This window comes from Rhodococcus sp. USK10, assembly GCF_019378875.1.
Classification (GTDB): Bacteria; Actinomycetota; Actinomycetes; order Mycobacteriales; family Mycobacteriaceae; genus Rhodococcus_F; species Rhodococcus_F pseudokoreensis.
Map to the genome: position 1 here is coordinate 5,439,023 of NZ_CP076048.1, position 22,359 is coordinate 5,461,381.

Here is a 22,359-nt window from a genome sequence, read left to right on the forward strand (position 1 = left end):
GTGAAACGAAAAGTGCGCCACGCCAATGCTTTCGGCATGGCGCGGCGCACTTCGACAATCAGCGGGCGATCGCGAGGAGCGGATCAGGAGAGGCTGACGATGACCTGCTTGACTCGCGTGAACTCCTCGAGCCCCGCAGCGCCGCCTTCCTTGCCGTAGCCGGAGCCCTTGAAGCCGCCGAGCGGGCCTTCCGGTCCGACGGCCATGTGGTTGTTCACCCAGACCACCCCGGACTCGATGGCGTTGACGTTCCGCAGAGCGCGGCCGATGTCGCGGGTCCACACCGAGGCGGCCAGCCCCTGCTCGACTGCATTGGCCTTGGCGAGGGCATCGGCTTCGTCGGTGAACGTCTGCACCGTCGCGACCGGTCCGAAGATCTCCTCCTGGACCAGCTCGTCGTCCTGCTGCAGCCCGTCGATCAGGGTGGCCTCGTAGAAGTAACCCGGACCGTCGACGACCTTGCCGCCGGTGACGACGCGGGCGTGAGCGGGGAGCCGGTCGACCAGCTCGGCGACCCGGGCGCGCTGGCCTTCGGAGATCAGCGGTCCGAGGACGGTCGACGCGTCGGCCGCGTCCCCGATCTTGGTAGCGGCCAGGCTGGCCGCGAGCGCCTCGACGAACCGGTCGTGGATCTTCTCGCTCACCAGCAGACGGGTGGCGGACATGCACTCCTGGCCGGCGTTGAACAGGATGCCGTTGGTCAGGATCGGCAGCGCGGCCTCGAGGTCGATGTCGTCGTAGATCACGACCGGAGCGTTGCCGCCGAGTTCGAGCACGAGACGCTTGGGCGTCGCGCCCGCCGCCTCAGCGATGCGCTGACCGGCCGAGGTGGAGCCGGTGAAGGAGACCAGGTTGACCTCGTGGTGGCGCACCAGGTGATCACCGACGACGCTGCCCTTGCCGTGGACGACGTTGAGGACACCGGCGGGCAGCAGCTGCTGCGCGAGTTCGGCGAACCGGGTGGTGGCGATCGGGGTCAGCTCGGCCGGCTTGATCACGACCGTGTTGCCGGCGACCAGGGCGGGGGCCAGCTTCCAGACTGCTTGCCACAGAGGGAAGTTCCACGGGGTGATGCCGAGAACGACGCCGAGGGGTTCACGCCGGACGAAGCTGGTGTTGCCGGCGACGAATTCCCCGGCGGCCTGGGCGGCCAGTGTCCGGCCCGCCCCGGCGAAGTGCCGGAACGCCGCGACGATCCCGGGCAGTTCGTCACCGGTGGCCGCGGTGGTGGGCTTGCCGGCGTCGATCGTTTCCAGGTGGGCGAGTTCGTCGAGGTTGGCCTCGAGCAGATTCGCCAGTTCGTGCAGGATCTGCGAACGTTCGCCGGGGGTCTTGGCGGACCAGGCGGGGAAGGCGGCGCGGGCGGCGGCGACCGCCTGGTCGGCGTCCTCGATCGTGGACTCGGTCAGCTCGGCGACCACCTCACCGGTGGAGGGGTTGAGGACCGTGCGGATTGTGTCGGAGGATCCCGTCACCGCCTTGCCGTCGATGATGTTGGTGAGCTGGATGGAGGACGACATGTGAAACCTTTCCTCGGTTGCGAATTGTCGGCGGGTGGGGTTACAGGTGGCCTTGCAGGGTGTCGATGGACTTGCCGCGTCGGCTCTTGGGGATGGTCATGTACACGACTGCGCCGGAGAGGATCACCAGCAGCATGCCGATTCCGACGTGGGTGGGGTCGGAGTAGATCAGCAGCGCGCACAGCACCACCGACCAGGCGATGGCCAGGACGAAGATGAGCGGGCTCAGGAATCCGTAGTGCCACGGGTGCTTCGGCAGCTTGTGCTTGAGCAGACCCCAGAGGCCGACGGTGACCACGACGCCGTACGCCAGTCCCCAGGCCAGGGCGGTCATGGCGGCCAGTACCGACAGCAGCGACGACCACAGGGCGAAGATCACCGACAGGGCGAAGATGGTGAGGGTGGCGTTGATCGGGATGCGCTGCGCACTGACCTTGCGCAGCCAGTGTGCGGCAGGCACCTGACCGTCGCGGGCCTGCGACCACAGGACCCGGATTCCGGTGAGCTGCAACATCACCAGCGCCGCGAACAGGGCGATGATGGCGACGGCCTCGAAGACATTCGCGAACGCTGAGCCGACGGCGGTGTCGAGGATCAGCTTGACCGGGGTGTCGCTGTCCATCACCGCGGGCAGGTCCTGGATCGCGAGCATGATGAGGGCGACCATGAACACGCCGACCACGTAGGACGACACATTCGCCATCACCGACGCCATCGGGGCCTTGCGGGCAGCGTCCTTGGTCTCCTCGGACGCGTTGCCGGTGGCATCGAAGGACGAGATCGCATAGGCGGGCAGGATCATCGCGAACAAGAACGGGACGAACCAGTTCCCGCCGGAGGCGGTCCCGCCCGAGTCGCTCAGGAAGGACAGCGGCTGGGTGGGATGCTTGACGACCAGCAGGACGCCGACGAGTGCAACCACGCACAGCACCTCGGCGACGACGCCGATGTTGTTGAGCACCGCGGCGACCTTGACGCCTGCGATGTTGATGATCGTGCCGAGGACGATCAGGCCCAGCGCCCAGGGCAGGGTGTCGGCGGGGCCGTCGAACGTGACGCCGAACCATCCGGCGATGAACGGGGAAATACTGACCGCCACGGTGGTGACGGCGACGGTGTGGGCGATGAGCAGCCACCACCCGGTCTGCCAGGCGAGCCACGGCTTGCCGGTGATCCGGCCGGTGATCTGGTAGACGCCGCCGGCCAGCGGGTAGGCGGACACCAGCTGCGCCACTGCCAGGCCCACGGTGAACACCTGCAGGCCGCCGCCCACGAGGAAGGACCAGAACGAGGCGGGGCCGAAGAATCCGAATCCTACGATGAGGGTGGTGAAGATGCCGGAGGCGATCGCGATCGAGGTGAACTGCACCCCGAACGCGGAGAAGAGTCCGAGCGTGCGGTTGAGCTCTTGCTTGTACCCGAGCTTTTCCAGGTACGCGGCATCGGAGTCCGCGGGCGTCCCGGTGGGCGCGGACTCGAAGTCGGGTCCGGGCGCGGGTGGCTGAGTGGACACGGTCGGCTCTTCGGGTTTTGTGGCCATGCTGACCTCACTGGTCGGTGTCGAGAAAGCCTCGGCAGTGCGGCGAGGCTGGGGTCTGGGGTAGCCGCACAAGGGGAAGTCTATCCGCTCTTTGAGCAACTGTCGACAATCTACCATAGATCCGTGTGATCTCAATCACTGGTTGTTTCGGCCGGGTTACAGGCCGATCAGGGGGACAGCAGACCCCGGTCCCCGCAGGTCAGATCGACCAGGGATCGAGCGGTGTCGTATCCGCGGCCGCTCAGGCGGGAGGCCAGCACCAGAAAGACCTGCGCCGTGGTGACGGCGTCACCGAGTGCGTGGTGCGGATCGACGACGGGTAGTCCCAGCGCGGTGGCGAGCCATTCGAGAGCCGCGTCGCCGCGCTGACCCGCGGGCGCAGTGCCGCACGCGCGGGCCAGGGCCGCGGTGTCGATCAGCGGGGTCCGAAACCGGATGCCGGCGTCCCGGAACGCGCGGGTGAGGAAGGCCTGCTCGACCCACGCCGAGTGTGCGACGACCACCCGGTCGGTCATCAGGGCGGCGAGAGTGTGCACTGCGGCATCCGGCGGTGGGGCATCCGCGACGTCCGCCGGGCGCAGGGAGTGGACGGCGATCGCCTCCGGGGACATTGCCGACTGCGGGCGGACCAGGTCGTAGACGCTCTCGGCGGTGATGACCCGGCCGTCCCGGATGACGACGGCGCCGTAGGAGACGATGGTGTCCTTCTTCAGGTCCAGCCCGGTGGTCTCGAGGTCGACGACGAGATATTCGCCCTGCCGCCACGGTGTTCGCAGGGGGTCCTCGCGTCTTCGTCTCCAGAGCGGTGTCATGGCAGTCGCGCCACCCACTCGCTCTCGAGCCGATTCTGCACCTCCGCGACGGCGCGGAACGCCTCCCGCAGGTAACGACGGGTCAGGGAGTCGAGCTGATTCGGGGCCACCCAGGTGGTCGCGGCAGTGGAGGTTTTAATCGCGTCGATCTCCCGGCCGAGGATCAGCCCGTAGATGTACTCGAAGGCCTGCACGAGGACCTCGGTCTCGTCCGGTGTGAGCAGGTTCGACGCGCCGCCCCGCCGCAACCGGGTAATCGTCGAGCCGCGGTCGTCGCCGGTGACCACCGCGATCCACCGCCCCAGCGAGGCGATCGGGACCAGTCCGCGGGCCTTCAGGTCGAGGTGGCCCCGGTTGGCGCCGGACTGCTCGACCACGAAGTTGCGGACGAAACCCACCGGCGGGCGGCTCGAGACGGTGTAGCGCAGCAGCGCCGAGAGGTACTCGCGGCTCCGGGTGGTCGCCAGCATCGCATCCGACACCGAGCGGCCCAGCGACAGCCCGGTCACCGGGCGGCTGTCCGCGATCATCGACGACAGCAGCAGTGCGTTGTGCTGGGTGGGATTGCGGATCCACGACGTGGCGGTGGAGACGGCGTCGGCGCGGGAGCGGGCGAACTCCGGGTTGGTGGCATTGGCGCCGTCGACGCAGCGCTCCAGCCCGCACCGCTCCATGTTGTCGAGGACGCGCCCGGCCCAGCGCTGCAATTTCCGCGCCGGATTGCGTTCTCCGGGCAGGTCTTCCCAGACCAGGCTGGTGTCGACGTCCGAGCGGGGGAGCGGCTCCCGGCGTGCCACCGAGCCCAGCAGCAGCCAGGACGTCCGGTGGGGCACGCGGTCGTCACCGATGTCGGTGAGTTCGACCAGCCGCTGCAACAGGGCGTCCACGACCGCCGAGAGAAGTCCGGCGATGTGCATCGGTGCCACGCCCGTGTCGTACAGCTCGACCCAGGTGCCGGGCAGCAATGCGGCCGCGGCGGCGAGTTCGTCGATGGTGTGGGCGTCGTCCACGGCGCGGCGGATGACGAGTGGATTGCGTACCTCGGCGGAGGCGAGGTCGACCACCCGCAGCACGCCCACGGGCCGGTCGGCGGCGCCCCGGACCACGAGGTGGTGCAGTCCGCACTCGATCATGCGGAGGAAGGCGTCACCCACCAGGGCATCGGCACCGATGGATTCGGCAGGAAAGGAGGCGATGGTGGTCACGGGGGCGTGCGGATCGAACGACGCTGTCGCGAGGGCGCGCCGGAAGTCGCTGTCGGTGACGATCCCGATCTCCCCACCGCGGTCGAGCAGGGCGTAGGACTGGGCGGCGTCGGTGATCACCGCTGCGGCCTCGGACACGGTGGCCCCGACGGGGCACCATACTGCCGGTCGCATCTGGTGGCGGGCGGCGCGCAGTGCCTGATCCACCAGGCCGGACCGGGTGAGGCGTTCCCGGGTGACGAGGGTGTTGTAGTGCTGAAATTGCAGGCGTTCGGGGTGAGCGAGGATCGGTCTCGGGTCCGGGAACCGGTAGCAGAGGCTGTCCTCGGCGGCCCGCACGTCCAGGGGCGGCGGCAGCCCGGACAGGACCGAGATCTGCCCGAACGTCTCCCCGGACCCGAGCAGGTCGATCACCCGTCCCCGGTCGACGACCTCGACCTCCCCGGTGCGCACCACGTAGAAGTGCGACAACGGGGATTCGCCGGCCTCGATGATGCGGGTCCCGGCCGGGAAGAACTCGACCTCGACCAGGCGTGCCAGGGCGTCGAGGTCGGTGGAGTCGAGTTCGTCGTACGGCGGCTGACCGCCGAGGAAGTCGACGTACTCACGCATGCGTGGCGGAAGCGGCCTCGCGCGCGGTGTCGACGGCGTCCAGGGCGGATGCGGGACCGTGCACGTGACGATCGATCTCGCGGGTGATCGCGTCCATGTCGCCGGTGTCGATGATCGCCAGGAGCCGCTCGTGCTCGGCGACCACGTCGTGCAGGTCGGCGAAGGACTGGTGATCGGCGGACAGGAACAGCTGCAACTGCGATTCCCAGCTGCGCCACAGATCGAGCAGCAGTCCGTGCTCGGAGAGCTCGTAGAACACCCGGTGAAAACTCATGTGGGCGTCGATGGTTCGGGTCATGTCGCCGTCGTCGGCGCCGCGGGCCATGTCCTGCAACGCGCGGATGACCTTCGTGCGGCCACCGGCTGCCAGCCTCGGCATCGCCAGCTCGATCGCATACGGTTCCAGGCGCTTGCGCAGGCTGGCGATCTCCGCCATTCCCTGGGCGCTGACCTCGGCGACGAACGCACCCTTATAGGCGATCTTCACCACGAGACCTTCGTCGGCGAGAATGCCCAGAGCTTCGCGGAGGGGTGCCCGGCTCACTCCCAGATCGGCCGCGATGTGTGCCTCCCGCAGCTGGCTGCCGGGCGCCAGGGTGCCGTCGAGAATGGCGGTGCGCAGCACGTTGGCGACGGTGCCGGGCGTGGTGCGCTGTTGGATCCGTCCGAGGGAAATCTCCCCCTCGTCGCGGCCCACTGTCGACCCCGGACGATTCGGTGACAGAGTCATCCCGTTGTCCTTTCTTGCTTCGGCCTCGTGGTTGCTCACTCGACGAGGTGGTATCAGTCCTACTCGGGTTGCAGGTGTCTTGTCGACAGTAGATCAGCTGGTGACCGGCCTGGAGGCCTCACTCCCCGGTAGCGGAGACGTAGATGGATCCGCGTTCGATCACGGGGTCGAGAATGCCGGTCGACAACTCGTTGGCGGCGTCCTCGAATCCGGCCGCGTCCCGGTGCTGCCCGGGGTACCCGATCAGCGCCTTGACCTGCGGGGTCATGAAGTAGGCGCCGGCCACGATCGAGGAGAGCGGGTCGAAGGTGAACTTGTCCTCGGCCCACATGCGCTTCAACCGTGCATGGAGTTCGTCGCCGTGGAGGTCCGCGACATCGTTGATCGCCGTGACGACCGCGTCGAAGACGTCGGCGCGGGCGGCCAGCGCCAGATCGAGATACCGCAGATAGTCCTGCGCCTTGCTGGCGGCGGGATTCTCCCCGGATTCGGGGATAAGGCTGTCCGCGATCCGCAACAGGATGGTCAGCTCGTCCTCGGACAGCTGCCGGGGCGGGCGCAGCGTGCGAACCGGCACGGACAGTCGCTGCGGCGCCGACGTCTTCAGTTCGATGGGTGTGGTACTCATGCCTGGACCTTTCCTGCGGTGACGTCCTCGACGACCTTGCGGCCCACCCGCAGTGCCAGAGCGCTGATGGTGCAGGTCGGATTGGCCGAGCCCGAGGTGACGAAGATGCTGCCGTCGGCGATGTAGAGGTTGTCGACGTCGTGGCTGCGGCCGAAGGAATCGACGACCGAGCTGGCCGGGTCGTCGCCCATCCGGGCGGTGCCGAGCAGATGTCCGGGCTGATCGACCCACAGTTCCTGGGTGATGATCTGCTTGGCGCCTGCCGCTTTGTGCAATTCCACCATCCGCTCGACGGTGTACTTCAGGATCTTGCGGGTGTTCTCGCTGACCCGATATTCGACCTTCGGTGCGGGCAGCCCGTCCGAATCGAACTCCTCCGTGGAGAGGGTGACCCGGTTGTGTTCCTCGGGTAGATCCTCGACGTTGGCCGCCCACAGGATGCCGTTCGACGACGCGCGTGCCACGTCGTGGACGGCCGGTCCCCACAGCTCGTCGAAGTCGAGCTGGCGGTGGGTCTCGATGGTGTTCAGCGGTCCCGGGGTCGGCAGCGCGTGCAACTTCGCACCACGGACGAAACCGCGGGAGGTGTCGGTGTCGTAGAACTGCATCGAGTGGATCAGCTGCCCGGCCGGGCCGCGCCAACTCTCGAGGTTCTCCTCGTAGTAGCCGACCGCGGTGCAGTTCGGGTGCAGCATCAGGTTCTTGCCGACCAGCCCGGAGGAGTTGGCGAGCCCGTCCGGGTTGCGCTCGTCCGCTGACAGCAGCAATAGTCGGGGTGTGCCGATTCCGTTGGCGCACAGGACGACCGACTTCGCCGGTTGGAAGTGGACGGTGCCTTCGCGGTCGATCCACTCGGCACCGGTGGCTCGCCCGGTGTCGTCGGTTCGGATCCTGCGCACGCGCGCCCCGGTCTGCACCTGCGCCCCGGCCTGCTGCGCCTGCGGCATGTAGATCAGATCGAACGAGGCCTTCGCGCCCTGCGGACAACCCCATTCGCACACGCCCCAGCGGCCGCACTGCTCGAGGGTCTTGTTCTTCTGGCTCGGGATCGCGTTGGTGCCGGGCCACCAGTGCCAGCCCAGCTTGTTCGCCGCCTCGGCCGCCTTCATTCCCGGCTTGCCCAGTGGATGCGGCGGCAGCGGGTACTCGAGGCCGTCGGGGTAGGCGGTGTCACCGTCGACGCCGGACACGCCGATGAACGCGTCGACCTCGTCGTGGTACGGCTTGAGGTCGTCGTAGGCGATCGGCCAGTCGTCGGCGACGCCGTCGAGGGTCTTGACCCGAAAGTCCGAGGGCAGCAGTCGCGGCCACTCGGCGCCGTAGTAGATGGAGCTGCCCCCGACGGCGTTGAACATCACCGGCCACATGTCGGAGTCGCGGACATCCACCGGATAATCGGAGGGCAGTGCGCGCACGTTCGGGTCGTGCGCCCAGTCGTGCTGGATCAGCAATTCCCATTCCGGGTGGTTGGCGGGGAAATCGCTGGGGTTGACCCAGTCGCCCTGTTCGAGGCACAGGACGTTCAGGCCGGCAGTCGCGGCCGTATGGGTGACCACTGCGCCGGACGGACCCGCGCCGATCACGAGCACATCGACGGAATCGTGCTCGGTGACATCGTGGCTGGTGGAAGTCATCGGAGTCGACCTCATTTCGTCTAATTGTCGACATTTTGTCATAGTGGCGTGCGTCACGTCCGCTGTCAAATGGAAATGCGGTGGAGGCCCGAGGCTCTCCGGGCCTCCACCGCACGTCAAGGGGCGATCAGGCGCCGGCGAGGACACCGCCGTCGACCACGAACGCCGTGCCGGTGATGGCCGTGGAGTGATCCGAGAGCAGGAACGCGACCGAGTGGGCGATCTCGATGGGGAGGATGGCGCGCCCGATCGGCTGGAAGTCGGGGAGCCCGGCCTCGAGCTCGTCACGGCCACCGAGAGCGGTGTAGTGCGGGACGTTCAGCGGGGTGTCGACGAAGCCCGGGCACAGGGTGTTGGCCCGAATGCCCTGCGCGCCGAAGTCGAGGGCGACCGCCTTCGTCAGTGTCAGCACCGCACCCTTGCTCGCGGTGTAGGTGGTCAGCATCTTCTCCGCACCGATCGAGTTGATCGAGCCGAAGTTGACGATCGATCCGCCGCCGGCCTTCAGCAGCTCGGGGATGGCGTACTTCGTCCCGAGGAACACTCCCTTGACGTTCACGTCGAACGTCTTCTGGAAGTCCTCGACGCTGGCGTCGAGGATCGTCCCGGGCTTGAGGATGCCGGCGTTGTTGACGATGCCGTCGAGCTTTCCGAAGGTCTGCACGGTGAAGTCGATAACGCTCTTGACCTGCTCTTCGTCGGTCACGTCCACGACCTTGCCGATCAGGCGGTCGTCGTCCACCTTCAACTGCGGCAAGCTCGCCTCGGAGTGGACGGTGGCGACCACCTGGGCGCCCTCGTCGTGCAGATGCAGAGCGGTGGCCAGGCCGATCCCGCCTCCGGCACCGGTGATGATTACTGTCTTGCCTTCGAGCAGCTGGCCCATAGTTCGCTCCTTCAGGGTGGTTTTCGCGGAAACGGGTCGCGCCGCGCAGGGGATTGATCCTTTGTCGACAATCGACCGACATGTTTAGTGTGCGTGCTTCGGGCGGCCGGGTCAAGCCTCGATTTGCCGGGCCGAACACCTCTTGACGGATGCCGTCGCCCGGCTTACGTTTTTAGTCGATTGTCGACTAGAGCACATTCGGCGTTCGACGGGCCGAGGTCGATCGGTCGTTCCGGCCGCGGATCGCGGCGATTCCACCACGAGGAGAGGACACATCCATGGCACCGAAGGTCCGTCTGTTGCACGAGCGGTTGGCGGCAGTGGTGAGCCAGCTACGCCACGGCGAGATGGTCTACATCGCCGATGCCGGCAGCGGCACCTCGGCGGCCAGTTTGGTGCCGCTGTCACCGCAGGTCGAGACGATCGATCTGGGCATCGCTCCCGGTCTGCCCTCGGTCGGTGACCTGCTCTCCGTGCTGTGCGAGGCCGGAGATTTCGAGGCGGCAATCGTCACCGAGGACATGATCCGGGCCAACCCGGAGGGTCGGAAATTCGTCTCCGAACTGGTGGGGGAGGAGAACGTGCACGAACTGCGCTATCTGCCCGAGTTCTACCAACTGCGCGACCGGGTCAAGGTTTTCGTCCAGACCGGGGACTACTCGGTGCACGCGAACACCATCCTCGTCGCCGGCTACCCGAGCCCCCCGATCCCGTTGAAGTGGCTGACGTCGCCGACCTGGTTCCACGACCTGTCCGACGGGCAGGCCCCCGACTCGACCGCACCGGAGGCGTGACGTGCCCTTCTTCGACGGCGTACGCAACAAGGTCTACTACCGGCACTGGGCTGCCCGGTCCCCCCACGCCCAGGTGCTGCTTCTGCACGGCTTCGGGGAGCACACCGGGCACTACCACCGGCTGGCCGGGCAACTGACCGATGCGGGCATCGAGGTGTGGGGCCCAGATCATCTCGGACACGGCCACACCGGCGGCCGCGCGGGAATGTTCCCTTCCGTCGACGAACTCGCGTCCAACGCCGGCATCCTGCTCGATCTCATGACGAGCACTCACCCGGACCTGCCCGTCGTCATCGTCGGGCACTCGCTGGGCGCGTTGACCGGGGCGCTGCTGGCGATGCGCACCGCGACCGGCCGCACCGGCCTGGTGATGACCGGTGCACCGCTGTGGGGGCTGCCGCCCGAGGCGGAGGGACGCACCGATCTGATCATGGCGAAGGACGAGGCATACCTCGACGCGCTCGCGAACGATCCGCTCGGATTCGACACCGCCCCAGCCGAACCGAACCTGTGGAGCGCGCTCGCCGTCGCCGGATGCAAGGTCCGCACGGGGCTTCCCGCCCTCATCATGCCGATCCTGTTGATCAACGGCGAGCACGACGCATTCGCCGCACCCGGTAAGGCAGCGGAGTTCGCTGGCGAACTCCACCAGTGCCGCGCCGTCGCGATCCCCGGTGGCTACCACGACATTCCCAACGACCTCGCGCACCGCGAGGTCGCAGGATTGATCATCGAAGCGACCACCCAGTGGTGCAGCGCGGTGCGTCCCGTCTTGTCGGCGAGTTCGCGGTGACCACCGCGGTCGAGGCGTTTCGCCCGGCACCCCGGCCGTTGCGGGAACGAATCCGGGTGGTGATCGACCACTGGCTCGACCGTGACCCCGCGGCGCTGTGCACAGAGTCGGCGGCGGCCCGCACCCCGTTCCGTACCCGTGACGGACGGAGAAGCCTCGAGGTGGGTGTCAGCGCACTCGTCGACCACTGACTTCGACTGCACACCGCTGACCGGACACTGGCCAGGCGCCTCGGTTCCGGTCGGCCCTCACAATGTCTTCGTCCCGTGGGCAGGTCCGAAACCGGACCTCCCGCATCGGGGCGGGAAAGCTGACGATGACCACGATTCGGGCGTTGATTCTTCCCAAACCGATTACTCCGGAATGGGATTGGCAGATCCATGCGCAGTGCCGGCAGATGGACACAGAGCTGTTCTACTCGCATGACGGGGAAGGGCGAGCTGCTCGTGCCCGCCGAGAGCGAGCGGCCAAGGAAATCTGCATGGGCTGCCCCGTCCGGCGAGCATGCGCAGACCACGCCGTCACGGCAGGTGAGACGTACGGCGTGTGGGGTGGAACCACCGAGCGCGACCGGCAGACGATGATCCCGCGCGCGAGACGGGACGAGACACGCCGGCGCCGCGCCCTGCGTGTGCTTCCTCGCTCACGCCCACCGGGTACCCAGATGCAGTGGGAGTCCCAGCCTTCGGCCTGACGTGTACACGGACGGTGATGCCCGTCGGTGGACGGCGGCCGGTGACCGACCGCCGTCCGTGATGGGACGAACCGAGGCACTGGCTCAGGCGGAGGCGGTCTCCGTGACGAACTCGTCCGACGCCTGCGACCACAGGCTGACGCGACGGCCGCGGCTTTCGAAGAAAGCGATCTCACGCTTGATTCCCGAACTCCGATCCCACCCGTCCAAGTCGAGAATGATCAACTCCTCCATCGATTCCATGAAGTGGGCGTCGACGGGTGCCCACAACTTGCCGACCTCGCTCGGGTCGATTGTCTTGAAGGCCAGATTGATCGGGTGCGACATCGACACCTGACTGAAGACGACGTTGCCTGACTCGACGATCGTCGCGGCGACCTCGTTGCAGGCGAGGAATCGCTCGTGGACGACACGCTCGTCCGCGTGGCTGTACGGGCAGGCCAGAAATATCTTTCGCATGGGGAACCTATCCATTCGGCGGGATCGACTGTCCCGCAGGGTGTGAGAACATCGCCCCCGGCAAATCAGCGGGCGCTTCACGAGGCGCAAATCCGCTGCGATGAACGATCTGTCGACAATAAACTAGAGGCCGCAATGTTGTCGAATGCCTCCGGTGCTCGCTCCGGTAGCTCGGCATGGCCCGTCGCGAGGGTTCTGTGTTCGGGCCCTTCGTCGCCCAGCTCTCGGTTTCGGGCTGATGTAACCTGGGCCATACTTGTCGACAATCGACAGGAATATCCAAGGATCGACGGTTCTGGAGGGCATGTGCGCAACGCAACGGACGACTCGATCGGGAATCTCGGCACGGTGAGGAATGCGCGGTTGGCTACATTCGCCTCGTTCTTCCTCGGCGGGTACACCGTCGCAATGTGGGTGTCGAACGTTCCGCTGATCCAGGGCCACAACGACGTCAGCGACGGCCAGTACGCGATCGTTGCCCTCTACATCGGTATCGGGGCCACAGTCGGATGCATCGCGGCGGGCCGCGTCGTCGACCGTTGGGGGCCGAAGCGGACGCTGCGACTGTCGGCGGCGTTGTACGCCGTATCGCTGCTGCCTGTCGGATTCGCAACAGGAGCAGCATCTCTGGGGGCGGCCGCGTTGGCGATGGGATTTCTGCGCGGCGCGACGGACACGAGCGTGAATGCTCATGGTGTAGCAGTCGAGCGTCGTCTCGGGCGGTCGACGATGCTCGCATTCCACGCGGCCTGGCCCGCTGGTGGCTTGGTCGGTGGCCTCGTGAGTGCCCAATTTTCGAGGCTGGCGCCCGACGATCCGGTGCTGTGCCTGACCGTCAACGGGATCGCCGTCGCCGTTGCGGTGATCGTCCTGAGCCGGTGGTACCTCCCGGAGGCTGCAGAAGGCCACGGTGGCACGGCGATCGACAACCGCGCATCCGCTGGTGGATCGGCCGCCGCATCGAGCCCGGCACGGCCGGCGAGCACGCTCTTGGCCGTCGTTCTCGGATGCACCGGTCTGTGCGCCATGCTCGGCGAGGCGTCATCGGATTGGACCGGGAAGTACCTGCACGAACAACTCGCAACCACCACGGCAGTCGCTGCGCTCGCCTTCGCGTTCTTCTCAGCCGGCCAACTGGCCGGCCGTCTCGGTGGCGACGCTCTCACACGGAGATGGGGAGCGACGGCAGTGACCGCGACCTCGGGACTTCTGGCCGCTCTCGGTCTTGCGTTCACCCTCGCGCTACCCCATCCGTACACCGCGCTGGTTGGGCTCTTCGTCTTCGGTCTCGGGCTCGCTCCCATCGTCCCGCTGGTGCTGGCCACAGCCGGTCGCATCGACCCGGCCCGAAGCGGCACCAACATCGGAATCGTCAACATGCTGGGGTACGGCGGGCTGCTTGTCGGACCGGTCCTCATCGGCACTGTCGTAGTCCACGCCGGATTGACTCTCGCGCTGGTGATCCCAGCAGTACTGGCGCTCGTGATCGCGGTCATCGGGCCACCGGTGATGCGACAGGCGCGCCTCGGTGCGAGTCATTCCCTTGTCGCGACAGTTCCGAACGAGAAGGAATCGGTCGGACGATAGCGGGCCCGGAATAGATCAGGCGCCATGGCCGCTACAGACACTGGAATGTCTTCAACACCTAGGAGTTCACCAATGAAGGTCCTCGTCGTCGGAGGTACCGGCCGCATCGGCACGGCTGTCGTGGACGCCCTGACCCCGGGCAACGAGGTCGTCGTGGCGTCCCGGTCGTCCACGGTCGGCGTCGACATCGGCGATGCGCAGTCGATCACGGCCCTGTTCGAACGGACCGGCACGGTCGACGCGGTCGTCTCTACTGCTGGGGCCACCCCGTTCCCCGTGTTCGCCGACACCACCACCGATCATTTCCGGGAGGGCTTCGACAGCAAACTGCTCGGACAGATCGACCTCGTCCTCCGCGGAATCCCGCACGTGCGTGACGGCGGCTCGTTCACCCTGATCAGCGGTGTCCTCGGCCGCGAGCCGGTCGCGTCCGGCGTCGTCGCCTCCACGATCAACGGTGCACTGGAATCGTTCGTCACCGCCGCGGCCACCGAGCTGCCGCGGGGACTGCGCATCAACGCCGTCAGTCCCTCCGTCGTGACCGAATCCCTGGATGTGTACGGCGACTACTTCCCGGGGTTCACGCCCGTTCCCGTCGCCGACGTTGCCCGCGCCTTCGTCAAGTCCGTGCACGGCATCCAGACCGGGCAGGTGTACGAGCTCGGATAGCCGGTGATAACAGCGTCGATCCGCGGACCCTTCCTCGGTGTCGCACCCACCCAGCGGGGTGCGACGCGATCGGAAGGGCCGCGGATCGACGTTATTCTGCGGCGGACGCGATGTGGGGTGCGACCCGCAGCGCGTTGGCTGCGATGGTCAGTGCGGGGTTGAGCGCCGCCGACGACGGGAAGAACGACCCGTCCACGACCCACAGATTGTCGACGTCGTGACTGCGGCAGTTCGGGTCGAGGACACTCGCCGCCGGATCGGTCCCCGCGACCGCGGTTCCGCACATGTGCGAGTTCGTCGCGATCCCCATCCGTTCGGTGAGGATGATCGGATACCCTGCCCTGCGGACCGCCGCGGAGACCCGGCGAACCAGTTCACGGTGCGGCGCAGTGTTGTTGGGCGTCCAGTCGACGATGATCCGATCGCCGTCGACCCGGACCCGGTTGCTGCGCGCCGGCAGGTCCTCGGTGGTGAGGTAGATGTCGAGACTGCGATCCACCACTGCCTTCAGCGCCCACATCGGCGCCCAGGGTCGTGCGCCCTTCACGTGCGAGGCCTGCAGTTTGCCGAGCATCTGCAGATTGCCGAGCGGGAATTCGTTGTCCGGGCCTGCGACGTACCAGTCGTTGATGCCCAGCGTCTTCTGCCACGCGGTCGTGTTGGTCCGGAAGGGGTTGACGCCCATGAAGAACGTGCTGTTGTGCACCATGTAGTTCCGGCCCAGCAGTCCCGACGAGTTGCCGAGGCCATCGGGGTTCCGCTCGTCGGCCGAGCGGAGCAGCAGCGCCGCGGTGTTGACCGCGCCCGCCGAGACGACGAACTGGTTGGCGGTGATCCGGATCGTGCGGCCACGGAACTCGGCCTCCGCGGCGACGATTCGCGTGCCCTTCGCGTCGGTGAGCAGACGTGTCACCTTGGCCTCGGTGAGCAGGCGCACGCGCTCCGATTCGAGGGCGGGGCGAAGTGCGCGGTTCTCCGCTTCGCTCTTGTGATCGGTCTGCGACGGGGTGCCGTCCGACGCCGTCGACTGCCGGCGATGCTCCTGCGTGGTCAGGTTCATGCCGTTCGGTGTGTGGAACGGGTGCAGACCCTGTTTGCGCAGCGAGGACGCGAAACGCTCGATCGTGGGCTCGTGCGGCAGCGGCGGCAACGGGTACGGAGACGACCGCGGCGGTTCCGTCGGATCCTCGCCGTCGCTGCCGTGCACCTGGTAGAGGCGCTCCGCTTCGGCGTAGAACGGTTCGAGTTCGGCGTAGCGGAACGGCCACTTCGGTGAGATGCCGTCGTAGTGCTGCGTCTCCTCGAAATCCGTGACGCGGAAGCGTGGGAGGCTGCCGCCGTAGAACTTCGTGTTGCCGCCCACCCAGTAGTACACCCCGGGCTGGAACGGCTCACCGTTGCTGCCGTCGAACCACGGTTCGGCGGTCTTGTACCGGCCCTCGAGGAACATCTCCGCGGCCTGCGAATTCTCCACCTCGCGGGGGAGGAACCGGCCGCGCTCGACGACCAGGACGTCGACGTCCCGATCCCGGAGCGCCCACGCCAGGGTCGAACCACCCATCCCGGACCCGACGACCACGACATCGGCCGTGACGGTGTCGGAGTCGCCCACCTCGACCACCGCGCCCTCGCGCAGCGGTGAATACGCGTCGATCTGATCGTGGCCCGAGGTTCTCACAGGTGCTGTTCCTTGGCTCGGGTCGCCCAGTACTCGTCCTGACGTTCGTCGGCGATGTACGCGGGGACGGGGAAGTCCCACCACCCGGGAACCCACGGTCCGGCGGCGTCACGATCCGTCGGGATCTCGATCAGGGCAGGCGCTTTCGAGTCGAAGGCCTTCCGGTATGTGCTCTCGAGGTCGGCTGGGTCGTCCACCCGGAACGATTCGAGGCCGAACGACTGGCCGAGCGCCTTGAAATCGGGGCTGTACGGGGTGCCGTCGGGGCGGTTGAATTCGGTGCCGATGTGCCGGCTGGTCTGCTTGCGCTGGCCGCCCCGGATGGACATGAAGCCGGCGTTGTCCTGGACCACGAACACGACCGGAATGTCGTGCTGCACGCAGACACCGATTTCCTGCGACGTCATGAGGAAGTCGCCGTCACCGAGCACACACGCGACCTGACGGTCGGGGGCGGCGAGCTTGGCGCCGATCGCGGCGGGCACGGCCCAGCCCATCGACGAGAATCCGCCGGAGGTGAGATGCGTGCGCGGGTGATACACCGGGAACGTCTGCTTCACGGCGCCCTGGGTGTTGCCGGAGCCGGCGACGATGATGCCGTCCCGTTCCATCACCGACCGCAGGCCGCCGAGGGGGCGTTGCGAGGTGAACGGGAACCGGTCGGAATCGCGTCGGCCCGCGAGCTTGGCCTCCCACTCCGCCTTCAACTGCTCGAGTTCGGCGAGGTATTCGGAGCGGTCGGCGCCGCTGCGGGGGAGGGAGGAGACGATCGCGGCGACGGTCGGCTTGGCGTCGGCGACGATGCCGACCTCGGCCGGGTAGTTCTTGCCGATCTCGTGCGGGTCGATGTCGATGTGGATGAGCTTGGCGGGCGGAATCGAGAACGTCACTCCCTGTGCGTAACTCGAGGACGACCAGTCGGTGAACCGGCATCCGATGGAGATCACCACGTCGGCGCGGGAGGCGACGGCATTGCCCACGATCGTGCCGGTCTGGCCGACGCTGCCGGCGAACAGCGCGTGGTCCTCGGGGAACGCGCCCTTGCCGTTCCACGTGGTGACCACGGGGATCTGCCACGCCTCGGCGAGGGCGAGCACTTCGTCGGCCGAGTCGGACGTGATGGCGCCGCCGCCGACGACGATCACCGGCCGACGCGAGTCACGGAGCACGTCGACGGCCTTGTCGATCGCCAGTGGGTCGGGCTGCTGGAGGCCGACCGGCAGCCGTCGCGCGAGGTCGTGCAGCGACACGTCGGCGGCCTCGGCCTGCACGTCCATCGGCACCTCGATATGCGCGGGTCCCGGGCGGCCGGTCAGCATGGTGCTGAACGCGCGGTGCATGATGAACGGCAGTTCCTCCACGCGGGTGGCGACCCAGCTGCGCTTCGACACCGCGTCGGTGACCTGCGGAAATCCGTTGTCGGTGTGGCGCTCGAGTTCCTGGAGCAGACCGCGTCCGCGCATGTGGGTGGGCGGCCCGCCGGTGATACACAGCAGGCTCGTCGAGTCGCTGTACGCGGTCGCGAGACCGAGCACGGTGTTCGCGGCGCCCGCCCCGATCGACGCCACCGCGGCCATCGGCTTGCCGGACACCCGGTAGTAGCCGTCCGCGAGGTGTGTGGCGCTCTGCTCGTGGTAGACCTGGATGAACGGGATCTCGGATCCCTTCTCCAGGAACGCGTCGGTGAGCGACCAGATGCCGTGGCCGGGAATGCCGGTGACGTATTCGACGCCGTACTGTTTCAGGACCTGGGCGACTACCTGCCCGCCGGTCAATTTCGCCATGATCGTTTCTCCTCGTGTCGTGATGGGTCGTGTCAGTGCGCTACGCGGGCGGCGTAGCGCAGCCCCTGCTTGGTCAGCCGGCGGACGTTCGGCTCCGACAGGTCGGCCGGGGTGTGGCCGATCGAGTGGTAGAAGACGCGGCCGGCGCCCCACTGCCGCACCCACGCCACCGGGCTGCGCAGTCCCTCCAGCCAGGGCAGGTGCTCGCCGCTGAACTCGGTTTCCGCGAGGACCCGGTTGTTCGGGTCGACGTGCATGTAGTACTGCTCGGACGCGACGGCGAAGTCCTCGACCCCGGCGGTCACCTCGTGCTCGCGGTCGGTGATGCTCACCTTGTACGGCTGCGGGAAGGCTTCTCCCGCAGGGTGTTCGACGAAGTCGCCGCCGAGGAGGAAGTGGTACTTCAGGCTCGCCCGGAACGCGGCGGCGGCGCCGTGCCACGCCGCGACCCCGGTTCCGGCGGCGACGGCGTCGAGCAGGTTCTTCTCCTGCGAATCGCTGAGGTCTTCGGTGGTGAGCGCGTTGTTCCAGCCGAGCACGATCAGGTCGTATCCGGTCAGGTCGCGGTCGAGGGTGAAGATGTCCTGCGACTCCTCGACCTGGTAGTTCAGCTCGGAGAACAGTTCGCGTGCCCACGCGGCGATGTCGTATGGATGGTGGCCGGGCCAGCCGCCGTAGAGGTAGAGGACCTTGGTCATGAGTGCTCCCATGGATGGTGGAACCGGAATGGTGAAACTGGATGGTGAAACGATTAACTTATGATGGTGAATCGTATCACCGGCTGGAGCGCTGTCAATGGGTGATGTCGAGGGGAGCGCCGGGGAGCGCTCGACCGCGGACTAGGATCGGGCTTCGCCACCTGGTGCGCTTCGGTGTGCAACGGCCGGTCGTGGCCGATGAACGCCGACGAGGGAGTACCACGTGGTCACGATGAAAGACGTCGCGAAGGCGGCCGGAGTGTCGGTCGCCACCGTCTCCTACGCCTTCAGCAAATCGTCGAAGGTCTCTGCGACACAACGGGAACGCATCTACTCCGTGGCCGCGGACCTCGGCTACGCCGGGCCGAACATCGCCGGGAGCAGCCTGCGGTCGGGACGGATCGGCGCGGTCGGAGTGATCGTGCCCGACTCCCCGGTGCAAGCGCTGGAGGATCCGTCCGTGACCCTGCTGATGAAGGGCATCGCGGAGATCGGGAACTCCGCCGACATCGCCCTCACCCTGTTCCCGGCCTCGCGCGGTGGCGCCGCGGACTCGCCCCCGAACTCGCTGGTCCTGCGTGGACTCGTGGACGGTGTGGTCATCCACAACGTCCCGGACGGGCATCCGCTGGTCGAGGCGATCATCGCGCGGGGTATCCCGGCCGTCGTCGTCGATTCGCCCAGAAGCGCGGGACTGCCGTTCGTGGCCATCGACGACCGGAACGGCGCCTATCTCCAGATGGACCACATTCTGAAACTGGGCCACCGGCGCATCGGGATCATCGTCGACAAACTCGGTCAGGACTCCGACTGCCGGATGGTCACGGCGGCCGACGTCGGTGCGGCGACCGAGCGCAACGCACGCGAACGCCTCGCCGGCTATTTCGACGCCGCCCGCGACCACCACCTTCCGGTGGAGGAACTGTCCATCGTGGTGGCGGGCGACATCGACAGCGACTCCGGTGCCGAGGCCACCCGGATCCTGCTCGACGCCGCACAGCCCACCGCGCTCGTGGCGACGTCCGACGTGCACGCGGTGGCGGCGTGGCAGGTGCTGCGCGAGCGCGGACTGTCGGTGCCGGACGACATGTCCGTCATCGGTTTCGACGACGCGCCCGTCGCGGAACTTCTCGGTCTCAGCACGATTCATCAGCCGATCGTCGAGAAGGGGCGGGCGGCCGCGACGATCCTGCTCGATCGGTTGGGCGGCGGCACCCGTACGCGGTCGTTGATGAAGACATCACTGGTCGTGCGCGCCAGCACCGCCCGCCCGCGCGAATCGTGACCCCCACGTGAGTGGGAAAGAGTGCCCGAGCACACTTTCCCACTCACGTGGGGGTCACGCGTGGAAACAATCAACAACGTGCCGGGCGGTCGTTTCCGTGGGACGGTGGACGGGCAGCCGACCGGTGCGGCGGAGTCGACGAGATGACGACGGAGGACCATGAACCCCGAGATCCATCACGAGCCCAGCGAGATCAGCTACGACGAGCAGTTCTACCCGGCGCGCCCGCGGCCGTTGAAACCGTCGGTGCGCCGCGCGGCCAGGGTGGATGCGCAGTCGGGTGACCCGGTGCCGGACAACCCGAAGTACGTGGAGTGGCTGATCAACCAGTCGATCCTGCACGACGCGAAGTTGATCGCGGAGCAGTTGTCCGGCAAGGGCAGCATGTGGCAGAACCCGTATGCCGATCCCAATCCGCGGGCCGCGGTGGAGCGGGGTTCGGTGTGGTTCACGGCGTACCCGATCTCGATCATCACGGCGCCCGGCGCGAGTTTCCTGAGTTCGCTCGGCGACGAGTCGCTGTGGCAGGCGTTCTCCGAGATCGGAGTGACGGCGGTGCACACGGGGCCGGTGAAGCAGGCCGGCGGGATCGACGGGTGGCGGGCCACGCCCTCGGTGGACGGCCACTTCGACCGCATCAGCATGCAGATCGACTCGGCGTTCGGGACCGAGGAGGAGTTCCGCAAGCTCTGCGTCGTCGCCGCAGCGTACGACGGCATCGTCATCGACGACATCGTCCCCGGTCACACGGGGAAGGGCGCCGACTTCCGGCTCGCCGAGATGGCGCACGCCGACTATCCCGGCATCTATCACATGGTGGAGATCGAACAGCAGGACTGGCATTTGCTTCCCCGCGTGCCGGAAGGCCGCGACGCGGTGAACATCGACGCCGACACCGAGGCGCAACTCGCCCGCGCCGGGTACATCATCGGGCAACTCCAGCGCGTCATCTTCTACGAGCTCGGGGTGAAGGAGACCAACTGGAGCGTCACACCCGCGGTGATGGGGGTGGACGGCGTCGAGCGCAGGTGGGTGTATCTGCACTATTTCAAGGCGGGGCAGCCGTCGATCAACTGGCTCGATCCGTCGTTCGCGGGCATGCGCCTCGTCATCGGCGACGCATGCCATTCCATCGCGGACCTCGGCGCAGGGGCGCTCCGTTTGGACGCCAACGGTTTCCTCGGGGTGGAACGCCGCACCGAGGGACTTCCCGGCTGGTCGGAGGGGCACCCGCTGTCGGAGGCGGCGAATCACCTCATCGCCAGCATCGTGCGGAAGATGGGCGGATTCACGTTCCAGGAGTTGAATCTCACCATCGACGACATCAAGGCGATGGGCACGACCGGCGCCGACCTGTCGTACGACTTCATCAATCGCCCCGCCTACCACCATGCGCTGGTCATGGGGAACACCGAATTCCTCCGGTTGACGATGAACCTCGCCCGCGATCACGGCGTCGACGCGGCTTCGCTCGTCCACGCTCTGCAGAACCACGACGAGCTGACGTTCGAGCTGGTCCATTTCGCGACGCTGCACAAGGACGACGAGTTCGACTACGGAGGGGAGTCCGTCACCGGGTCGGACCTCGGTGACCGCATCCGCAAGGACCTGTGCGAGCGGCTCACCGGGCGGTGGGCGCCGTACAACCGCACGTTCACGACGAATGGGATCGCCTGCACGACAGCCAGTGTCATCACCGCCGCGCTGGGCATCCGCGACCTCGACCGGATGGACGCCGCCGACATCGACACCGTCAAGCAGGCCCACCTGCTGCTGGCGATGTTCAACGCACTCCAGCCGGGAGTCTTCGCACTGTCGGGCTGGGACCTGTGCGGTTTGCTTCCCGTGCCGTCCGAGGACGTCGCCGATCTCCTCGCCGAGGGGGACACCCGCTGGATCAACCGGGGTGCGCACGACCTGATGGGCGTCAACCCGGACGCCGAGCGGTCGGAGTCGGGCATTCCCCGCGGGCACAGTCTGTACGGGAGTCTGCCTGTGCAACTGCAGGATCCGACCTCCTTCGCTCGCCGGCTGGCCCGCATCATCGACGTCCGGAACCGATTCGGCATCGCCACCGCCGTCCAGCTCGACGTGCCGACCGTGTCGCACAAGGGGCTGCTCGTGATGGTCCACGAACTGGCAGACGCCAGTTTGGAGGTCACGGTCCTCAACTTCACGTCCGAGGAGATCGCCGCGACCGTCCAGTCGCAATTCCTGCCGGCGGGCTCGCCTGCGGTCAACCTGTTCACCGACGAACAGATCGGCGCCGTGGACGAGCTGCACAGTTTCCCGATCACCCTCGCGCCGTACGAGGGCGTCCCCGTCGTGGTGCGGCCGGAATCGGCGTGATG

Annotated in this window: 20 protein-coding genes; 8 read left to right on the plus strand and 12 right to left on the minus strand. The window is 67.2% G+C overall.

Annotated elements, in window-relative coordinates; genetic code table 11:
• Window positions 1-83: 83 nt before the first annotated feature.
• The 8 genes from I1A62_RS32235 to I1A62_RS32270 form a co-directional block, all read right to left on the minus strand.
• Window positions 84-1,520, minus strand: coding sequence for an aldehyde dehydrogenase family protein (locus I1A62_RS32235; RefSeq protein WP_219456349.1), 1,437 nt, complete (start codon window positions 1,518-1,520; stop codon window positions 84-86).
• A gap of 40 nt (window positions 1,521-1,560) precedes the next feature.
• The gene (locus tag I1A62_RS32240) at window positions 1,561-3,033 is read right to left on the minus strand and encodes an APC family permease (RefSeq protein ID WP_219456351.1); all 1,473 of its coding nucleotides are present in this window, start codon (window positions 3,031-3,033) and stop codon (window positions 1,561-1,563) included.
• Between the two features lie 194 nt (window positions 3,034-3,227).
• Entirely contained in the window at window positions 3,228-3,872 is a 645-nt protein-coding gene (locus I1A62_RS32245) for a PolC-type DNA polymerase III (protein ID WP_219456352.1), read from the minus strand.
• Window positions 3,869-5,689, minus strand: a complete 1,821-nt coding sequence (locus tag I1A62_RS32250; protein WP_219456353.1) for a putative nucleotidyltransferase substrate binding domain-containing protein — start codon at window positions 5,687-5,689, stop codon at window positions 3,869-3,871. Before I1A62_RS32250 ends, I1A62_RS32245 begins: the two co-directional genes overlap by 4 nt.
• A complete protein-coding gene (locus tag I1A62_RS32255) occupies window positions 5,682-6,419 on the minus strand; it encodes a GntR family transcriptional regulator (RefSeq protein WP_218272317.1) in 738 nt (245 codons plus the stop codon). Before I1A62_RS32255 ends, I1A62_RS32250 begins: the two co-directional genes overlap by 8 nt.
• A gap of 118 nt (window positions 6,420-6,537) precedes the next feature.
• Entirely contained in the window at window positions 6,538-7,047 is a 510-nt protein-coding gene (locus I1A62_RS32260) for a hypothetical protein (protein ID WP_219456355.1), read from the minus strand.
• Window positions 7,044-8,681: a GMC family oxidoreductase gene (locus I1A62_RS32265; protein ID WP_219456357.1), complete on the minus strand. Its 1,638-nt coding sequence runs from the start codon at window positions 8,679-8,681 to the stop codon at window positions 7,044-7,046. The genes I1A62_RS32260 and I1A62_RS32265 overlap by 4 nt, the downstream gene beginning before the upstream one ends.
• Before the next feature lie 127 nt (window positions 8,682-8,808).
• Window positions 8,809-9,567 carry an SDR family NAD(P)-dependent oxidoreductase gene (locus tag I1A62_RS32270; RefSeq protein WP_219456359.1) on the minus strand — a complete coding sequence of 253 codons (759 nt, stop codon included), beginning with the start codon at window positions 9,565-9,567 and terminating at the stop codon, window positions 8,809-8,811.
• A 278-nt stretch (window positions 9,568-9,845) separates the two neighbouring features.
• Between I1A62_RS32270 and I1A62_RS32275 the strand changes: the two genes are divergently transcribed.
• The 4 genes from I1A62_RS32275 (at window position 9,846) to I1A62_RS32290 (ending at window position 11,848) form a co-directional block, all read left to right on the plus strand.
• Entirely contained in the window at window positions 9,846-10,361 is a 516-nt protein-coding gene (locus tag I1A62_RS32275; protein ID WP_219456360.1) for an RbsD/FucU domain-containing protein, read from the plus strand.
• A gap of 1 nt (window position 10,362) precedes the next feature.
• Complete coding sequence (locus tag I1A62_RS32280) at window positions 10,363-11,154, plus strand: alpha/beta fold hydrolase (protein ID WP_219456362.1); 792 nt, start codon at window positions 10,363-10,365, stop codon at window positions 11,152-11,154.
• Entirely contained in the window at window positions 11,151-11,345 is a 195-nt protein-coding gene (locus I1A62_RS32285) for a hypothetical protein (RefSeq protein ID WP_219456364.1), read from the plus strand. Before I1A62_RS32280 ends, I1A62_RS32285 begins: the two co-directional genes overlap by 4 nt.
• Window positions 11,346-11,470: 125 nt before the next feature.
• Window positions 11,471-11,848: a WhiB family transcriptional regulator gene (locus I1A62_RS32290; protein ID WP_219456366.1), complete on the plus strand. Its 378-nt coding sequence runs from the start codon at window positions 11,471-11,473 to the stop codon at window positions 11,846-11,848.
• Between the two features lie 84 nt (window positions 11,849-11,932).
• Here the strand turns inward: I1A62_RS32290 and I1A62_RS32295 are convergent, their stop codons facing one another.
• Complete coding sequence (locus I1A62_RS32295) at window positions 11,933-12,307, minus strand: DUF1937 family protein (RefSeq protein WP_219456368.1); 375 nt, start codon at window positions 12,305-12,307, stop codon at window positions 11,933-11,935.
• Between the two features lie 135 nt (window positions 12,308-12,442).
• Between I1A62_RS32295 and I1A62_RS32300 the strand changes: the two genes are divergently transcribed.
• Together I1A62_RS32300 and I1A62_RS32305 are read left to right on the plus strand one after the other, a co-directional pair.
• Complete coding sequence (locus I1A62_RS32300; RefSeq protein ID WP_374710711.1) at window positions 12,443-13,894, plus strand: MFS transporter; 1,452 nt, start codon at window positions 12,443-12,445, stop codon at window positions 13,892-13,894.
• 72 nt (window positions 13,895-13,966) lie between these two features.
• Window positions 13,967-14,563: a short chain dehydrogenase gene (locus tag I1A62_RS32305; RefSeq protein WP_219456372.1), complete on the plus strand. Its 597-nt coding sequence runs from the start codon at window positions 13,967-13,969 to the stop codon at window positions 14,561-14,563.
• Between the two features lie 91 nt (window positions 14,564-14,654).
• Here I1A62_RS32305 and I1A62_RS32310 read toward each other — a convergent pair whose 3' ends face one another.
• From I1A62_RS32310 to I1A62_RS32320, 3 genes are read right to left on the minus strand one after another with little or no spacing between them, the layout of a single operon-like run.
• Window positions 14,655-16,241 carry a GMC oxidoreductase gene (locus I1A62_RS32310; RefSeq protein WP_219456373.1) on the minus strand — a complete coding sequence of 529 codons (1,587 nt, stop codon included), beginning with the start codon at window positions 16,239-16,241 and terminating at the stop codon, window positions 14,655-14,657.
• Window positions 16,238-18,025 (minus strand): thiamine pyrophosphate-binding protein, encoded by a 1,788-nt coding sequence (locus I1A62_RS32315; RefSeq protein ID WP_219456375.1) that lies wholly within the window; start codon window positions 18,023-18,025, stop codon window positions 16,238-16,240. The genes I1A62_RS32310 and I1A62_RS32315 overlap by 4 nt, the downstream gene beginning before the upstream one ends.
• Before the next feature lie 32 nt (window positions 18,026-18,057).
• On the minus strand, window positions 18,058-18,723 hold the full coding sequence (locus I1A62_RS32320; RefSeq protein ID WP_219456376.1) for a ThuA domain-containing protein: 666 nt from the start codon (window positions 18,721-18,723) through the stop codon (window positions 18,058-18,060).
• A gap of 223 nt (window positions 18,724-18,946) precedes the next feature.
• Between I1A62_RS32320 and I1A62_RS32325 the strand changes: the two genes are divergently transcribed.
• A complete protein-coding gene (locus I1A62_RS32325; protein WP_219456378.1) occupies window positions 18,947-20,008 on the plus strand; it encodes a LacI family DNA-binding transcriptional regulator in 1,062 nt (353 codons plus the stop codon).
• A gap of 159 nt (window positions 20,009-20,167) precedes the next feature.
• Window positions 20,168-22,357, plus strand: coding sequence for a maltose alpha-D-glucosyltransferase (gene treS, locus I1A62_RS32330; RefSeq protein ID WP_124394398.1), 2,190 nt, complete (start codon window positions 20,168-20,170; stop codon window positions 22,355-22,357).
• The last annotated feature ends 2 nt before the right edge of the window (window positions 22,358-22,359 follow it).

Excerpts from the sequence above, each read along its gene's own strand:
- I1A62_RS32235 (WP_219456349.1), bottom strand. The coding sequence starts at position 1,520 with ATGTCGTCCTCCATCCAGCTCACCAACATCATCGACGGCAAGGCGGTG.
- I1A62_RS32245 (WP_219456352.1), bottom strand. The coding sequence starts at position 3,872 with ATGACACCGCTCTGGAGACGAAGACGCGAGGACCCCCTGCGAACACCG.
- I1A62_RS32250 (WP_219456353.1), bottom strand. The coding sequence starts at position 5,689 with ATGCGTGAGTACGTCGACTTCCTCGGCGGTCAGCCGCCGTACGACGAA.
- I1A62_RS32255 (WP_218272317.1), bottom strand. The coding sequence starts at position 6,419 with ATGACTCTGTCACCGAATCGTCCGGGGTCGACAGTGGGCCGCGACGAG.
- I1A62_RS32260 (WP_219456355.1), bottom strand. The coding sequence starts at position 7,047 with ATGAGTACCACACCCATCGAACTGAAGACGTCGGCGCCGCAGCGACTG.
- I1A62_RS32265 (WP_219456357.1), bottom strand. The coding sequence starts at position 8,681 with ATGACTTCCACCAGCCACGATGTCACCGAGCACGATTCCGTCGATGTG.
- I1A62_RS32270 (WP_219456359.1), bottom strand. The coding sequence starts at position 9,567 with ATGGGCCAGCTGCTCGAAGGCAAGACAGTAATCATCACCGGTGCCGGA.
- I1A62_RS32275 (WP_219456360.1), top strand. The coding sequence starts at position 9,846 with ATGGCACCGAAGGTCCGTCTGTTGCACGAGCGGTTGGCGGCAGTGGTG.
- I1A62_RS32290 (WP_219456366.1), top strand. The coding sequence starts at position 11,471 with ATGACCACGATTCGGGCGTTGATTCTTCCCAAACCGATTACTCCGGAA.
- I1A62_RS32295 (WP_219456368.1), bottom strand. The coding sequence starts at position 12,307 with ATGCGAAAGATATTTCTGGCCTGCCCGTACAGCCACGCGGACGAGCGT.
- I1A62_RS32300 (WP_374710711.1), top strand. The coding sequence starts at position 12,443 with ATGTTGTCGAATGCCTCCGGTGCTCGCTCCGGTAGCTCGGCATGGCCC.
- I1A62_RS32305 (WP_219456372.1), top strand. The coding sequence starts at position 13,967 with ATGAAGGTCCTCGTCGTCGGAGGTACCGGCCGCATCGGCACGGCTGTC.
- I1A62_RS32315 (WP_219456375.1), bottom strand. The coding sequence starts at position 18,025 with ATGGCGAAATTGACCGGCGGGCAGGTAGTCGCCCAGGTCCTGAAACAG.
- I1A62_RS32320 (WP_219456376.1), bottom strand. The coding sequence starts at position 18,723 with ATGACCAAGGTCCTCTACCTCTACGGCGGCTGGCCCGGCCACCATCCA.
- treS (WP_124394398.1), top strand. The coding sequence starts at position 20,168 with ATGAACCCCGAGATCCATCACGAGCCCAGCGAGATCAGCTACGACGAG.